Origin of the sequence: Alteribacillus sp. HJP-4 (genome assembly GCF_042139015.1) — a bacterium.
GTDB lineage: Bacteria > Bacillota > Bacilli > Bacillales > Marinococcaceae > JBHIKY01.
Window position 1 is genome coordinate 94,134 of the sequence record NZ_JBHIKY010000007.1, and the last position, 15,218, is coordinate 109,351.

Here is a 15,218-nt window from a genome sequence, read left to right on the forward strand (position 1 = left end):
ATACATGCAACCTTTGGAAATACACAAAAAATACAACTGTTTCACTACAATAATAAAAGTAATGAAACAGTTGTATTCTCTTTACGCTTTAATAACTCTCGTTCCAGCAATAAAATCATGCACGACACGTTTATCTTCTCTTACAATTATCATAATAATCGAAGCAATTAAGGCTGTTCCGAGCGTCACGACCATTACAAGGCCACCGACAAAATACCTTAAAAACATCGTCCATAAACTAACATTGGAGCCGTCCATTTTAATGATTCTTACACCGAGCGCTTTTTTTCCTAGTGTGTACCCGCTCCAGACTGCCGGCAGGACCATTCCATATAATAAAGAAATGAGGTTCTGCACCCAATTCTCTGTGGGTGATGATGTAAGGTTACCCCCCATTAGATAAAAAATAATAAATGAGAGCGCAGCTACAACTATTCCATCTAATAGAACTGCAGCAAGCCTTCTCCAAAAACTGCCTGCTTTATACTCCATGTCTTCCCCCTTTTCTCCCATCAAGCCCGCTAATTTTCTGAATGAGCAACCATCGTTTGTCTTTTATTTCTTAACGACGTGCTTGACCGGGACACTGTAAATATAATCAGTCCAATCCAAATAATGATAAAAGCGGTAAGCTGCTGAGGGGAGAACGGTTCTTTAAATAAAAACACTCCTAATATCAGCATAATAGTTGGAGCGAAATATTGTAAAAATCCAACCAGCGAAAAAGTAATCCGTTTTGTACCTGCTGCAAAGAGAAGTAATGGAATTGCTGTTACTGCCCCTCCACCTATTAATAGCATCACCACGCCACTATCGTATGAAAAAACTGTCCCACTTCCATTCCCAATAATCAACAAAAATAAAAGGGCAAATGGTGTCATCAGCAGTGTTTCAATAGTAAGACCGGCCCATGCTCCAACAGAGATTGTTTTTTTAATTAATCCATACATTCCGAAGGACAGCGCAAGTGCCAATGCTGCCCACGGTACGTATCCATAGGAAGCTGTTAATGTAATAACCCCGGCAATTGCCAGAAAAAAAGCTGCGGCCTCGGATTTTGTTAGCTTTTCTTTTAAGAAAATAGTCGCAAGAACTACATTTATAAGCGGATTGATATAATAACCAAGCGAAGCTTCAATCACCCTGTCACTTGTTACCGCGAAGATAAAAATAAACCAGTTGACACTAATTAATATTGCCGCAAGCGTAATAGATGCTCCGGACTGAAAGGAAGAAAACGTCTTTACAATTTCATTCTTTACTTTTCCAGCTTTTCTCATGATGAGAAGGGCCGCTGTCATAAATACCAAAGACCAGACTATTCGATGGGCAAGCACCTCTCCTGAGGGCACCTCTCCCACAAGTTTCCAATACAGAGGCAGTACCCCCCACAGCAAATAAGCAAGAGTAGCCATCACTACTCCTGTTGCCTGTTGATTTTTAACCATGTCTCTCCCTCAAATCTCTCATTATTTCGGGTGCCGATATATTATTCTTAACTTTCTCAGTATAAACGATATGTATTTGTATTTTCCAGAAAAATGAATTGAAAAAACTGACACATAAACATGTCAGCTTTCTAACGGTCATTCCGGACACTCCGGGTCGATTAAAACCGGCCAGGTCCTGTGCGTCGCGGGATCAGCGAAGTCTGAAAATCCATTCTGACGAAGCTTCGCTGAGGATGAATTAGTTGAAGACAAGCCCCACGGAAAGCGGCAGCCTGCAGAGATGCAATCAACACAATCCTTACTTTCTTAAATTTCGAAAAAAGAAGACCGTTCCAGTGAGGGATTCTAGTCTTCTTGAAAGAGATAGGACATGGAAGCGGAAGTATCTTCAAGACTGTTCATCACTCCAAAATACAAACTGAGCACCGTCAGTAAACTCAACAGCAGCGTGATTGGTGCTGAAAGCTTCTTTTGGAAACCTATTACGATGATCATGATATAGAGCAGTCCGCTTACTAGAAATAGTATGCTGACGACATCAGGGCTGAATGTAACATTTGTCTCCGGAGAAACCTCGAAAGATAACAGTGACTGGAAGATAGGTGTAGGCTCCTGTGAGGCAAGCGTCTGTTGAATATTATGAGGAGGCTCTTGTTCGCTCATGAATGCCGTCACGACAAAAATAACAACTGCAATCAGAGACTCCGCTCTCCACCAGATTCGTGGTGAGTAATTCTTATGGCTGTTAATTTTTCTTCTTAGTAAAAATCCATTAATACATGCATAGGTGAGTAGAGGGATGAACAACAAGTGCTTGAGAAGCAGGGTCTGACCATAAGTGAGCAGCCATGAATTCGTTAAGTCCTCTGTCAAGAAAGAAGCCATCAGCATACCTGAAAAGATAACGACGGTTACACAGCCAACAGCTATAGGAGTAAACCAGCCTGTGAATTCCTTCCAATAGTTATCGTCAGTCGAATACCAGCTGACCACAAATAGTACTCCAAGCCAGGCGCTGACAGCCATAAAATGAAAAATATGAGCAGCTGCTCCAGGATAGCTTCCCATGCTGACCGCATGACCGGTAACCCCCTGCGTGGTAATCATGCCAAATATCAGAAAAATACCGGCAGCATATACAATTGGAAAGGAGGCAGTCCGAGACATGATCCCTATCAGTCCTAGAAAACAAAGACACAGAAACAGCAGCGCAGTCCATGCTCTGCCTGTTTCTGCAGTGAATAAAATGTGCAATAAGCTTATCCAAAATGATTCATCTCTATATTTATTGATGTCAGCCGCAAGATAAATCACTGGTGCTGCGGCGAATACCGGAATGAATGCGGTGCTTATTGACAGCCATTTCTGTGGAAGCTTAATGCTGGGTTTTTTATCAGCTGGTATAAGTGCCAGCAGACATCCTCCCATAATAATCGAAAAACATAAATACATCATACTGTTACTCAATGCGAGGATCATGATTTTTTCTTTCGCAACAAAAAGATCAAAGATAAAGCCGCAATGATCAGCATTCCCCCGGCTGCTGGAAGAATAAAGGTGTTTTGATTATTCTCTTCGGTTTCACTATCATTCTCCTCATTACCTTCTATATCTGAAGCTTCTTCTTCATTTTGACTTTCTTCCTCTGGAGTCGCATTCTCCTTCTCCGCTTCACTTTCCTCCTCTGCTGTATCCTGATCCGTTTCATCTGCTTCGAAGGTATATGTCAATTCCTCTTCCATCATATGACCGTCTTCACCCACGATACTGTATGCTAATGAGTAATCACCTTCCTGAAGATCATCTGGAAGCTTAATTTGCAGAGTATCTTCTGATTCATGAATAATTTCCGGGGTCAGCGCTTCGCCATTTTCTCCAGTCAAAGTAACCTCATTCGGTTCCTGCACAGAGGAATCAAATGTTAAAACAATTTCTTCCGTGTCTTCACTGAGCGTTTCTCCATCTTCCGGATCTGAGCTTTCCAGGTGAGTGTGCGCACCTGCCGCAGCAGGAAAAGCCAATATCAATAACGTAAACACTACGTACCAAGTTCTTTTCTTTCTCATTCTCCCACTTCCTTTCTCCTTTAATCAAAACATATATTATTCAGATGGCTTATTATTTTAAGGGGACTATTTACTATTTATATCAGATCCTGCCCACTGTTACTATGTACATTCCATTAACAATTCTTGAGGAAATTACAAACGCCAGGCTTTATTCTGCAGCCTGGCGTTTGTAATTATGCTTTCTCTAAATGTGAGCTTTCTTTAGAAAGCTTTTTAAAATAAGACAGTTTACTTAGTTTTCGATTTGCCTCATTCACTAATTCACTTAAGGCTGCAGGCGGAACATCGATTTCTATCCTGCCGGTTAACTGTTTTCTCAAAATCTGCAGCTGCAGAAACCGAAAATCTTTGACAGTTTCCATCGCTTTTACATGCAGCAGCGCCACGTTTAAATGCGGCTGAGTCAATTGAACGGTAAAGTGATTAAAGGTTTCTGCATAGCCTTGCGTCGCCTGAATATAATCCGTTTCACATGCTGCCAGTTTTTCCTCTAAAAATTTCGCCTGGCCCGCCAGCTGCTTAAAAATCTGCAGCATTTCTTCTCTTTGAGGTGCATCCTCCCTTTGTTTATACACTGCATCCCCCTCCTCCGCCATCAAACTCTTTAAAAAAATATGATATATGAGGTTGTCCCAAGAACAAATAATTTTTAGAATCATCGGAAAAGAGCAATTGCTTTAGTGTTGGCCGTGGAATGCGATCAGCCCGCAGCATATAAATTCTCTTTAGAGCCAAAAAAATAGGGGCTGTATCATAAATGATACTCGCCCCTTTTTGCATGGTAAAAAAAGCAGTGGACAAGTCCTTCGCTTTCCGTGGGCAGCGCTTCAGCTAACCGGGCGAAACCCGCGCCCGGCGGATCTTCAGCCGCTGCTCTTCCCACTGGAGTCTTCGGACTTGTCCCCTGCTATCTTCTATTTAGGATACTACTTTTTCTATAAAAAGGGGCTTTTGATACAGCCCCAGCTTGATCTTTCTTATTTCTCTTCCAGCCTGCGGATCCGCTCTTCCAGCGGAGGGTGAGACGAAAACAGCATAGCTGCAGAAGATTTATTGTTAATTTTCAATGTTTGAACAGAAGCATGTTCATTGTCCACTCTATTCACATAGGACTGCAGAGAACGCAGAGCATGCGCCATTTTGTCTTTACCTGCAAGATCAGCCCCTCCGCGGTCAGCATGAAATTCTCTGTAGCGGGAATATGCCATCACGACAAGGCTTCCTAAGATGGAGAACAATATTTGAAAAACGATGATTGCTCCAAAATGAACGATCATTCTAACAGCGTCGTTTTGAATAAAGCGGGACGCAAAAAATGCTGCGATACGGGAAAAGAAAACGACAAACGTGTTAACAACACCTTGAAGAAGTGTCATTGTCACCATATCCCCGTTCGCCACGTGCGCCACCTCATGAGCGAGAACACCTTCGACCGCATCGTCATCCATAGACTGAAGCAGACCGCTCGACACTGCCACAAGCGAACGTTTCTTGCTTGGACCTGTAGCAAAAGCATTCACTTCTGCAGAATTATAAATACCGACCTCCGGCATCTTCGTCAAGCCGGCTCTGCGGGACAGCCGGTGTACTCTTTCAACGAGCTGCCTTTCGACACCAGTACTTTTATCAGGATCTATCACCTTTACACCCATCGCCTGTTTTGCAATAAATCTCGACATAGCCAATGAGATGAATGACCCTGCAAACCCAATCACACCGCTTAAAATAAAGAGACTGACAAAATTAATTGAGCCTTCCGCTGTGATGTAATTCAGGTTTACCCCAAACATGCCCAGCACCATTATCGCAATCGTAATCGTCGTGATGACGAGTACGTTTGTTAAAATAAACAACATTATTCTTTTACCCAACGCCGATGCCTCCCAAGACAAAATTGTATTTGTTATTACTTGTACGAATGAAGCGGGAAAAAGATTCATTGTTATTTTAACATTTTTGTCCCGTAGAATCTTGTTATACAGAAATATTTCATTGTTTGTACATACATCACAAAAGGAATAGAAAACATATACACATGTGGAAGTAATTACTTCAAAATCAGAAATAATTCATTGGAGGGGTATTGATGGCTCAGAATGTTGCACAAAAATTAATAAGTGAGCACCTTGTTTCCGGCAAAATGGAGCCGGGAGAAGAAATCGGCCTGAAAATTGACCAGACTCTGACTCAGGATGCTACGGGAACAATGGTTATGCTTGAACTCGAAGCGATGGGGATAGAACGCGCAAAAACAGAAGCTTCTGCTCAGTATGTGGATCACAATATGATTCAAGAAGACAGTAAAAACCCTGACGATCATTTATTTCTAGAAAGTGCAGCAAAACGGTTCGGCTTATATTTCAGTCGTCCAGGTAATGGGGTCAGCCACCCCGTTCATATGCAGAGGCTTGCCCGGCCGGGGCGTACGCTGCTTGGTTCAGACAGCCATACCTGTGCGAACGGATGCATGGGTATGCTTGCGATGGGCGCAGGAGGTATTGATGTTGCACTTGCAATTGCCGGAGAACCATACTATGTGAAAATGCCTCAAATTTGGGGCATCAAGCTTACTGGCAAACTGCCGGACTGGGTAAGTGCGAAGGATGCAATTCTTGAGCTGCTGCGACGCCATGATGTAAAAGGTGGTGTCAATAAAATCATAGAATATTACGGTCCCGGCTTGAAGGAGCTGAGTGCCATGGATAGACACGTAATCGCCAATATGGGGGCGGAGCTTGGCGCAACAGCTACTGTGTTTCCTTCCGATAAAGAAATTAAACGATTTATGAAAAGCCAGGGACGTGAAGATGAATGGATGGAGCTTACTGCAGATAAAAAAGCAACATATGATTTAGAGGAAGAAATTAACCTTTCGGAATTAGTCCCGATGATTGCAAAACCATCGAGTCCAGGAAATGTTGTTCCTATAGAGGAAGTGGCCGGGGAAGAAATTTACCAGTCATACATTGGGTCATCAGCAAATCCCGGTTATCGTGATTTTGCCATTTCAGCAGAAATCGTAAAAAATAATCAGATTGCGCCCGGGGTCTCCTTTGACATTAATCCTACATCGAGGCAATTGTTGACGGATTTAGTAGAAAACGGTCACGTGGCCAGTCTGCTTTCAGCCGGCGGGCGCCTTCATCAAGCCGGTTGTAACGGCTGTATCGGCATGGGCCAGGCCCCGGCTTCAGGAAGAAACAGTCTGCGAACGACACCCCGTAACTTTCCGGGCCGTTCAGGAACTCGGGAAGACAGCGTATTCCTTTGCAGCCCGGAAACCGCAGCTGCTTCAGCCCTAAAGGGAAGAATTACAGATCCTCGGACACTGGAAATGAAATACCCGAAGGTCAAGGACCCAGATAAGCCTACCGTGGATTTCCGTTTGCTGCAGGAGCCTCCGGAATTGGAAGAATCCCTGAAAATCCAGCTTGAAAAAGGGCCAAACATTGCTTCTTTGCCTGAAATGGATATACTCCCTGATGAAATGGAAGTACCAATTCTGCTTAAAGTAGGGGATAATTTCTCTACTGATGAAATTTTAGCCGGTGGAGCACGGGTCCTGCCGTATCGAAGTAATCTTCCGGAGATTAGTAAATTTGCTTTTGAGATTTTAGATGAGGACTATTACAGTCGTTCGATGGATATGAGGGAGAAAAGCGGCCACGCCATTATCGGAGGTTCCAATTATGGCCAGGGATCTAGCCGGGAACATGCTGCGCTTGCCCCAAGATATCTTGGCTTAAAAGTAGTTATCGTAAAAGACTTCGCAAGAATTCATTGGCAGAATCTGGTTAATTTTGGTATTCTTCCGGTAACCTTTGCAAATGAAAGTGATTACGACAAAATTAACTCAAGTGATGTTCTGCAAATTGTAGACATTCATGCTTCGATTAAAGAAGGAAAAGACTTAAAAGCAATCATTAAAGAAAGCGGAAAAGAAATTGGGCTTAAACATGAATTATCAGATCGGCAGAAGGACATCCTGTTAAAAGGCGGTTTAATTAATTGGGTCAAAGACAGACAGTAACAGAATTTTTTAACAGGAGAATGTTATCAATGAATCCAAGAGAAAATGAATGTAAAGCTTGCGATGGTACCGGTCTTCTAATGGATGATGAGCAATGGAGATATTCATGCAGCGTCTGTGGCGGAGACGGCATATTTAATAAAGGAGATTCTCCGGAGCCGGACAAACCGTTTGACACAGATGAAAATAAGCGCACACTTGAATAATTAAAGCTTTGCGGCTTTTGCCGCAAAGCTTTTTTATCTTACATTATTTAAATTCCCTGTACTTTCCTTCAAAATAAAGAAGCGGGTTTTCATCCTGCACCTGCAGATTGATAACCTCTCCGATAAACAACGTGTGATCTCCTGCTTCATGAGAATCATAGACGTTGCAGGCAATATTCACCAGGGCGCCTTCAATCACAGACTGATTCTCAAAGCGTTCAAATTTCACATCTACGTCTTTACCTATCTGTTTTGCAAAATATTGTGAAAGCTGTTCCTGATCATCTTTTAGAATGCTTACAGCAAATTTTCCGGCTTGTTCAATATAACCATGAGTTTTTGCTTTTTTCGCGACAGAAATTAACACCAACTTTGGATCAAGTGAGACGGACATAAAAGCATTTGCCGTCATTCCATGTACTTCTCCATCTGATTCGGTCGTCACCACCGTTATCCCAGTGGCAAATTTACCCATCGCTGACTTAAATAAACGATCATCCATGCTTGAAACCCTCCTCAACCAATTTCACTTTCCTGCTTTTTACACTACATTGGTTTTAAGGAAGAATCAACATTGTAAACCTCTTCTATGAGGTGACTTTCGTTTTCGGTGCAGTTTTCCGTTTTTTTGTCGTTTTCTTTGTGGTTTTCTTTTTATTTCGATCCACTGATGCCTGCAGTGCTTCCATTAGGTCCGTTACATTGTCCTTCTTAGGCGGCCCTTCTGGAGACGTCACTTCTTCTCCATTTTTCTTTGCTTCGATAAGATCTAATAGTTTCTTCCGATATTCGTCCTCATACTTAGCCGGCTGAAATTCTTCACTAAGCTGTTCAATTAACATTTTAGCAGTATCGAGCTCTTTTTTCACAATATTTTCTTCGCTGGGAACGTTGGGTACATCAGCAGCTGCTCTAATTTCATCAGGAAAATGCAGCGTTTCCATCAGCAGCGTATTTTCGAACACTCGGATCACGGCAAGCTGTTCTTTGGATCGAATCAAAATTTTTGCAATACCTGCTTTTCTCGTATCATTCAGCGCCTGTCTCAGCAGGGCGTAAGCTTTTGTGCCGCCTTCATTCGGACCGAGGTAATAACTGCGGTTAAAATAGATCGGATCAATTTCGTCAATATTAATAAAATCAAGAATTTCTACAGCCCTGTCTTGTGACTGTGAGCGTATACTTTTCAATTCTTCCTCTTCCATAATAATAAACTGCCCTGCAGTTGTTTCATACCCTTTTACAAGTTCTTCTTTATCTACCTCTTCTCCGCAGACTGGACAGACTTTTTCGTATTTTATAGGGGAATGACATTTTGCATGAAGAGATCGAAAGGAAACATCTTTATCTTCTGTAGCCGCATGCATTTTTATTGGAATACTGACAAGACCAAATTGGATACTGCCTTTCCACATCGTGTGCATGGAGATACCCTCCTTTTTGTAATAGTGTGCATGTTCACCTTGTTCCTCATTCATACTACTTATGAAAAGAATTCAGGAGGGGACGACTATGGATTTCATGAAACCTGAAAGATCCAATTTTCTTCCGGATATAGCAGGATGGATTTATGAGATTAAATATGATGGCTACAGGGCAAAGCTGAGGTGGGATGGCGAATCGGCAGAACTTGTAACGAAAAACGGCAAGGATATTCTATGGCTGTTTCCGGAAATATGGAGCAGCTGCAAAAAGTTTTGTACATCATCTGAGGCATTCGAGCTGGATGGGGAACTTGCTATTCTAAATAACGAAGGGAAGGCTGACTTTTATGCCCTGCAAAGCAGACACCGGCTTCGCAGCAGAACGAAGATCAATGAACAGGCAGCAAAGCGCCCTGCCGCCTATTTAGCATTTGACGTAGTAATGCTGAAGAACAAACCACAATTTTCACAAACTTTAATTAAGCGCAAGCAGCTGTTGAAACTATTTATGGAAGGTCATCAACTCCCTCTCCGGCCAGCTGTAACCAATATGAACTCAATCATGTTTGTGCCTTTTTACAAAAATATTGAGGATATCCTCGAACTGCAGCTTCAATGCCGCAGTGAAGGAGTTATCGCGAAACGAACCCAGTCCCAATATAATTCTGGAAAAACCAATAATTGGATAAAAGTGAAGTATCCAAGCATGGCAAATTGTTTTCTTACTGCCTATGATCCGTCTAATGATTATTTTCACCTCGGTTATTATCAGGGTAGTGAGGTGAATGCTGCCGGAAAGATGGCTCATGGCTTTTCAAAGGAAGAAAAAAAGACGTTAACTCATATGATTAAAAACAATGGTACCTGGGACAACTATCAAAAACTATATATTATGGAACCAACGCTCGTTATCACTGCTGCCTATACTACCCGTACAGCGGGTGATTTACGTGAACCACGCTTTGCCGGCTTTCAATTACAAAGCAGCCCGGCTGACTGCACCGCAGAGACTTTTGAGATTGCTGACTTAAAGTGGCCGGAGGAAGTAGACATTACGAGTCCTGATAAACTCCTTTGGAAAAAACCGGATATCACTAAGCTTACTTATTTGTCATATGTGCGCCTGGCTGCTCCCTACGCTCTGCCACATTTAAAACAGCACTTATTAACTCTGGTACGTTTCCCGCACGGCAGCTTTGAAGATGGTTTTTACCAAAAGGAATGTCCTGATTATGCCCCGGATTTTGTAGACACACACCAAGAAGATGACATCCGCTTTATAGTATGCAATCACACTCATACCCTGCTCTGGCTGGCTAATCAGCTTGCGCTCGAATGGCATATACCCTTTGAGACGATCGATTCTCCATTTGTAGAGGACATAGTGCTGGACCTTGACCCTCCAGAGACCTCTAAATTTTTCCTGGCAGCCAAGGCAGCTTTACAGCTTAAAGAGCTTTGTGACAGCTTTCACCTTGAAACCTTCGTTAAATTTTCAGGCAATAAAGGTCTTCAATTTTATCTGCCGCTCCCCGCTGACACCTATACATGGAAGGAGATAAAACCAGTAACTGCCGCATTCGGCCTTTATTTAACCTCCACCTTCCCTGATTTATTCACAATGGAGCGTTTAAAGAAAAAGCGAAAAGGCAGGATGTATGTAGATGTTCCCCAGCATGCAAAAGGAAAGACGATAATCGCCCCATATGCCGTTCGGGGGACGAATGAGGGGCTGGTCGCCTGCCCTCTATTTTGGGAGGAAGTCTCAGAAGATTTAGACCGGACAATATTTACGATGGATTACGTCATCAAACGTCTGGAGACAAAAGGATGCCCACTCCAGTCAATGTTTCATGCAAGGAAACATCAGAATATGCAAGGATTACTAGATATGATAAAAAAGCAGAGTGAACCAGGGTAATAGTGGGAAAGGGTTAGAGATAACGGGGAAAGTGAGGTCAGAAGATGTTTCCTGAAGAGCTCGTAAATACATGCAAGAAACGTATGGAGCCTTTTGATTGTGAAGGCTTCGTTTTTGGTCAAGGACCGATCAACCCTCCTGTAATGTTTGTAGGAGAAGCACCGGGAGAAACTGAAATTCAAAATGGCATCCCTTTCAGCGGAATGGCTGGAAAAGAATTTATTCAATTTCTTCATTATCTCGGGTATGAGAGAAAGGATGTGTATATCACAAGTGCCGTACGCAGCAGGCCATTTCAATGGAAAGAACGAGTAAATAAAGAGCCGCGGAAGTATAATCGTACCCCAACAAAAAAAGAAACAGCTGCTCACGCCCCCTTGCTGGATTTCGAAATTCAATACACGGTCCCGAAAATAATAGCTCCTATGGGCAAAGTCGCATTTTCAAGATTGCTTGGAAAACAAGAAAAAATGGCGGAGGTCACTGGAAAACAAATAGATTCGCCAATTTTGAAGATGACTGATGAGAAAACTAATCGATACGAGTTCACGGCTCAACACTATACAATTTTCCCTATCTACCACCCCGCAGCAGTGTTATATAATCGGAGTCTCGAATCAATCATTTACAGCCATCTCGATAAGCTGAAGGAGCTGATCAGATGATCAAGGCTCCTTCAGAAATGTTTTTGATATTAGCTGAGCATAAGAATAGTCAGGCAATCCCCAGTAAATTTTCTCCTTCATAAATTAGTCTCTGTACGTAACGAATCACCTCTCCATCCAGTTTCAAATTTCAAGCAAAAAAACAGCGTTATTTCGTTGGTACTGAAATAACACTGCCAGTTTTAGAAAATGAAAATATAGACACCATAACCAATATAAATCGCAACAGCAGTAAGGGACGGCATTAAATACGTTATCGTAGTGCGGCTTTTCTTTCTATTTAAGATCAACATCACGGAAGCTGTTAATGAAAAGGCCGCAGCTGCCGTAACGACATTCTGTGGTCCAGCATCTTCCCATATACTACCACTCCGGTAAAAAACATCTGCAGTCGAAATACTTGCCACATTAAACAGATTGCTTCCAAGAATCGTCCCGACCGCCAGATTTATATTGGCTACTTTCAACGCAACATACACTCCGACAGCATCCGGAAGAGAGGTCGCAAGGGCAATCAGGAAGCTTCCGACTGCTGTTGCGCTGATTCCGGTGGATTCTGCCAACATATCCCCGGAAACAGTAAGGGCGCTTCCAGATATAAATATTACAAATGCAAAAATTAAAAATCGCCAAGCTAAAGTCTTTAATGATAGATTAGTTACAGATTTCTTTCTTGAGAATTGAACTGGTTCCTGCTCTTCCATTTCTAAGTGCTGTTTTCGGGACACAATCGTGAGACCAGTAATATAAATAATTACAATTACAAAACTTGTCAAGCTTACTCCTAAAAAATCCGGCCCAGACCTGACAAGCAGTGCAAATCCAATAATTACACATAAAAGCAGAGCTATAACACCGGTATAAATATGATTCGACGACACTCCTAAAAATAATCGTTTCTGTCTGAAATGAATATCAAATAAAAACAGTACAAATATGTTAAACAGAATGCTTCCGACCCCATTACCGATAGCAATATCCGGACTGCCGATCACACCTGCAGAAATCGAGGCGGTCAGTTCAGGGAGAGAGGTAGCGACAGCGAGTAAAAGCATTCCCGCAAGCATGCCTCCCATTTTTGTTTCTTTACTTATAATATCAGCATATTTTGATAGTTTTATCGCTGCAAAAACAGATATAATAGCAGCAGCTATAAAGATGGATATGGATATTAGTGCCAATTACATACTCCTTTCATATCTCTGCATCCCCCCACTTCTTCCCTCCTTTAAAGCAGGCAAACCTGCCTTTCGTATTTTTTTATTTTCACATGCTTTCGTAACAAAGCTTTCATATATATTATGATAATATATATAGCAGAAATATTTTTCTTAAAGAAAAGTATCTATTTCATAAGTGCTTTTCTAAAAATAACACACGAACCTGTCGGGGGGCGGCATAAGGATTCCCGATCCGCAAACCGCCGTTGGTTCTCCGGACGCTCGTTCCGCTATTTTCTCCAAACAACACCGTATTAAGACGCTGCCGGACATGGGTTCCATTCTAGCATTCAGGTAAATAACGGAACTCCTGTCCGCCAATTCAAAATGTGGAAAATTTGATAAAATAACGTATCTGTTGTCCGCATCCACTTATGAAATTCGTTCACAAAGAAAGGAAATTGTATATGTTTCGTTGGGAGACATCTTCTCTTATGCGTTTTTTTGGCGGAAGAAATCTCTATTTTCTTCTTGGTGTTGTTTTATTACTGGGTTTAAATATATTAGTGTACACTCACGTTTCATTTCTCTTTCACCCTTTTGTGGTATTGATTGAAACTATTGCTTTACCTGTAATCCTTTCTGTGATCGCATATTACCTACTAAGTCCCTTTGTCTATCTTCTCGTTAAAATAGGAATCAACAGAGTCGTTTCCATCTTTATTATGTTTCTTGTCGTTGCTGGTTTAATTACCTTATTAATTTTCTTAATTATTCCCTTTTTAGAAAGGCAGTTTGTCGACCTGGCGGAGGAATTCCCGGACTATCTTACGCAGATGGGAAACAGCCTTGATCAATGGCTGAAAAACTCCATGTTTGCAAGCTACTATGAAGATCTATCTTCTGATCTTACTGGTATAACACAGGATATTCCGGCAAACATTGCCGAATATGGCGGACGCACCTTAGAAGGAGTTACAAGCTTTATTTCACAGCTGACAAGCGTTATTATTGCAATTGTTACTCTTCCTTTTATTTTGTTTTATTTACTTAAAGACGGTAATAAGTTTCCAGAACGAATCGTTACACTTTTTCCACCTCGAATCCGCGATGACTTAAGAACCGTGTTTTACGGAATTGATCATCAGCTCGGGGCATATATTCAAGGACAGATTCTGGTTAGTCTTTGTATCGGTGTGATGATGTATATTGGATTTCTCATTATTGGACTTGACTATGCGCTGCTGCTCGCTTCCATCGCAAGTGTCACTAGCATCGTTCCGTATCTTGGGCCGGCTATTGCCATAACACCGGCACTGATCATTGCAATTGTTACATCACCATTTATGCTGTTTAAACTTATCATTGTTTGGACTGTCGTACAGCTGTTAGAAGGAAAGTTTATCTCTCCTCAAATTATGGGTAAACGGCTCCACATTCATCCTGTCACAATTATATTTATCCTGTTGACTGCAGGACATTTATTCGGCGTGATAGGGATCATTTTAGCCATTCCAGGCTATGCCATGTTGAAAGTAATTTTCAGCCATTTGTTTTACCTCTTCAAAAGGCGCTTTAATTCATTTGCAGAAAGTCGTGACAAATATGAAATTGACCAATAAGCATTTCAGTCTGGTTCTGCTGTTTCTGCGAAAATCTGCTCAGCATGCTTATTCATGAAAAGCATAAAAGTAACCGCCGGTGTTTCTGCTCCGGCGGTTTCCTTTTACTTAACTGTCCCTGCTGTCCTGCGTTTCATCTTTTATTTCTTCACGATACCCTTCTATACTTCTCGCTCTGCGTTCATTTTTCTCTTCTATCTCTTGAATTTCCTCTTCATTCATTTCCTCTGCATGAGCTTTCACAAAATCCTTTGCTTCATTCATATTCTGCATCGTATGCCCGATCATTCTCTCGAGCTTTTCAGGATTGTCCGAACGATCATCTGGTTTAGCCATGTTTTCATCCTCCTTTGTAATTTCATGTTAGTTTCACCTAAATTGAGGGAAATATTAATTGAATGAATTTCATAAGTCTGATACGAACATGAACATATAATTTTTTTCTGCCATTGGTTTTTCGCTTCAGTCGAACGCTTCCCGTTGGACTGATCTAAGCTTCCCCGGGCATTACCTCAAACTTGTACCAGACGTGCTGGTACCGATGCTGGTCCCAGGACATGGCCGGTTTTCATCGACCTGGAGTGACCACCTTCCGCTTCTGAATTTTTAAAGGGGGGGACAATTATATCGAATGGTGATGCGGACAGGAGTTCCGTTATTTGAACCAATT

General features: G+C 41.9%; 15 protein-coding genes. 5 read left to right on the plus strand and 10 right to left on the minus strand.

Annotated features, from left to right (window positions below):
• Window positions 1-81 precede the first annotated feature (81 nt).
• The 6 genes from ACE4RR_RS08485 to htpX form a co-directional block, all read right to left on the minus strand.
• Entirely contained in the window at window positions 82-492 is a 411-nt protein-coding gene (locus ACE4RR_RS08485) for an RDD family protein (protein WP_375534985.1), read from the minus strand.
• A gap of 29 nt (window positions 493-521) precedes the next feature.
• Window positions 522-1,448 carry an EamA family transporter RarD gene (rarD, locus tag ACE4RR_RS08490; protein WP_375534986.1) on the minus strand — a complete coding sequence of 309 codons (927 nt, stop codon included), beginning with the start codon at window positions 1,446-1,448 and terminating at the stop codon, window positions 522-524.
• 348 nt (window positions 1,449-1,796) lie between these two features.
• Window positions 1,797-2,906, minus strand: coding sequence for a copper resistance D family protein (locus ACE4RR_RS08495; protein WP_375534987.1), 1,110 nt, complete (start codon window positions 2,904-2,906; stop codon window positions 1,797-1,799).
• A 20-nt stretch (window positions 2,907-2,926) separates the two neighbouring features.
• Window positions 2,927-3,517, minus strand: a complete 591-nt coding sequence (locus tag ACE4RR_RS08500; RefSeq protein ID WP_375534988.1) for a copper resistance CopC family protein — start codon at window positions 3,515-3,517, stop codon at window positions 2,927-2,929.
• Between the two features lie 176 nt (window positions 3,518-3,693).
• Window positions 3,694-4,095 (minus strand): DUF2935 domain-containing protein, encoded by a 402-nt coding sequence (locus ACE4RR_RS08505; RefSeq protein ID WP_375534989.1) that lies wholly within the window; start codon window positions 4,093-4,095, stop codon window positions 3,694-3,696.
• Between the two features lie 402 nt (window positions 4,096-4,497).
• The gene (gene htpX / locus ACE4RR_RS08510; RefSeq protein WP_375534990.1) at window positions 4,498-5,391 is read right to left on the minus strand and encodes a protease HtpX; all 894 of its coding nucleotides are present in this window, start codon (window positions 5,389-5,391) and stop codon (window positions 4,498-4,500) included.
• A gap of 215 nt (window positions 5,392-5,606) precedes the next feature.
• On the opposite strand from htpX, the gene ACE4RR_RS08515 reads away from it, so the two are divergent.
• Complete coding sequence (locus ACE4RR_RS08515) at window positions 5,607-7,550, plus strand: aconitate hydratase (RefSeq protein ID WP_375534991.1); 1,944 nt, start codon at window positions 5,607-5,609, stop codon at window positions 7,548-7,550.
• 29 nt (window positions 7,551-7,579) lie between these two features.
• Window positions 7,580-7,756: a hypothetical protein gene (locus ACE4RR_RS08520; RefSeq protein ID WP_375534992.1), complete on the plus strand. Its 177-nt coding sequence runs from the start codon at window positions 7,580-7,582 to the stop codon at window positions 7,754-7,756.
• Window positions 7,757-7,799: 43 nt separating this feature from the next.
• Here ACE4RR_RS08520 and ACE4RR_RS08525 read toward each other — a convergent pair whose 3' ends face one another.
• Window positions 7,800-8,258 (minus strand): flavin reductase family protein, encoded by a 459-nt coding sequence (locus ACE4RR_RS08525; RefSeq protein WP_375534993.1) that lies wholly within the window; start codon window positions 8,256-8,258, stop codon window positions 7,800-7,802.
• Window positions 8,259-8,343: 85 nt separating this feature from the next.
• Entirely contained in the window at window positions 8,344-9,180 is an 837-nt protein-coding gene (ku, locus tag ACE4RR_RS08530; protein WP_375534994.1) for a non-homologous end joining protein Ku, read from the minus strand.
• Window positions 9,181-9,268: 88 nt separating this feature from the next.
• On the opposite strand from ku, the gene ligD reads away from it, so the two are divergent.
• The gene (gene ligD / locus ACE4RR_RS08535) at window positions 9,269-11,101 is read left to right on the plus strand and encodes a DNA ligase D (RefSeq protein WP_375534995.1); all 1,833 of its coding nucleotides are present in this window, start codon (window positions 9,269-9,271) and stop codon (window positions 11,099-11,101) included.
• 44 nt (window positions 11,102-11,145) lie between these two features.
• Window positions 11,146-11,766, plus strand: a complete 621-nt coding sequence (locus ACE4RR_RS08540; protein WP_375534996.1) for a uracil-DNA glycosylase — start codon at window positions 11,146-11,148, stop codon at window positions 11,764-11,766.
• Between the two features lie 182 nt (window positions 11,767-11,948).
• On the opposite strand, the gene ACE4RR_RS08545 is transcribed toward ACE4RR_RS08540, so the two are convergent.
• Window positions 11,949-12,947: a sodium:calcium antiporter gene (locus ACE4RR_RS08545; RefSeq protein WP_375534997.1), complete on the minus strand. Its 999-nt coding sequence runs from the start codon at window positions 12,945-12,947 to the stop codon at window positions 11,949-11,951.
• A gap of 446 nt (window positions 12,948-13,393) precedes the next feature.
• On the opposite strand from ACE4RR_RS08545, the gene ACE4RR_RS08550 reads away from it, so the two are divergent.
• Complete coding sequence (locus ACE4RR_RS08550; RefSeq protein WP_375534998.1) at window positions 13,394-14,548, plus strand: AI-2E family transporter; 1,155 nt, start codon at window positions 13,394-13,396, stop codon at window positions 14,546-14,548.
• A 108-nt stretch (window positions 14,549-14,656) separates the two neighbouring features.
• On the opposite strand, the gene tlp is transcribed toward ACE4RR_RS08550, so the two are convergent.
• Complete coding sequence (tlp, locus tag ACE4RR_RS08555) at window positions 14,657-14,884, minus strand: small acid-soluble spore protein Tlp (RefSeq protein ID WP_375534999.1); 228 nt, start codon at window positions 14,882-14,884, stop codon at window positions 14,657-14,659.
• Between the last annotated feature and the right edge of the window lie 334 nt (window positions 14,885-15,218).

Coding starts and splice junctions, on each gene's coding strand:
- ACE4RR_RS08520 (WP_375534992.1), top strand. CDS start 7,580: ATGAATCCAAGAGAAAATGAATGTAAAGCTTGCGATGGTACCGGTCTT.
- ACE4RR_RS08525 (WP_375534993.1), bottom strand. CDS start 8,258: ATGGATGATCGTTTATTTAAGTCAGCGATGGGTAAATTTGCCACTGGG.
- ligD (WP_375534995.1), top strand. CDS start 9,269: ATGGATTTCATGAAACCTGAAAGATCCAATTTTCTTCCGGATATAGCA.
- ACE4RR_RS08495 (WP_375534987.1), bottom strand. CDS start 2,906: ATGATGTATTTATGTTTTTCGATTATTATGGGAGGATGTCTGCTGGCA.
- rarD (WP_375534986.1), bottom strand. CDS start 1,448: ATGGTTAAAAATCAACAGGCAACAGGAGTAGTGATGGCTACTCTTGCT.
- ACE4RR_RS08550 (WP_375534998.1), top strand. CDS start 13,394: ATGTTTCGTTGGGAGACATCTTCTCTTATGCGTTTTTTTGGCGGAAGA.
- ACE4RR_RS08515 (WP_375534991.1), top strand. CDS start 5,607: ATGGCTCAGAATGTTGCACAAAAATTAATAAGTGAGCACCTTGTTTCC.
- ACE4RR_RS08485 (WP_375534985.1), bottom strand. CDS start 492: ATGGAGTATAAAGCAGGCAGTTTTTGGAGAAGGCTTGCTGCAGTTCTA.
- ACE4RR_RS08540 (WP_375534996.1), top strand. CDS start 11,146: ATGTTTCCTGAAGAGCTCGTAAATACATGCAAGAAACGTATGGAGCCT.
- ku (WP_375534994.1), bottom strand. CDS start 9,180: ATGCACACGATGTGGAAAGGCAGTATCCAATTTGGTCTTGTCAGTATT.
- ACE4RR_RS08500 (WP_375534988.1), bottom strand. CDS start 3,517: ATGAGAAAGAAAAGAACTTGGTACGTAGTGTTTACGTTATTGATATTG.
- tlp (WP_375534999.1), bottom strand. CDS start 14,884: ATGGCTAAACCAGATGATCGTTCGGACAATCCTGAAAAGCTCGAGAGA.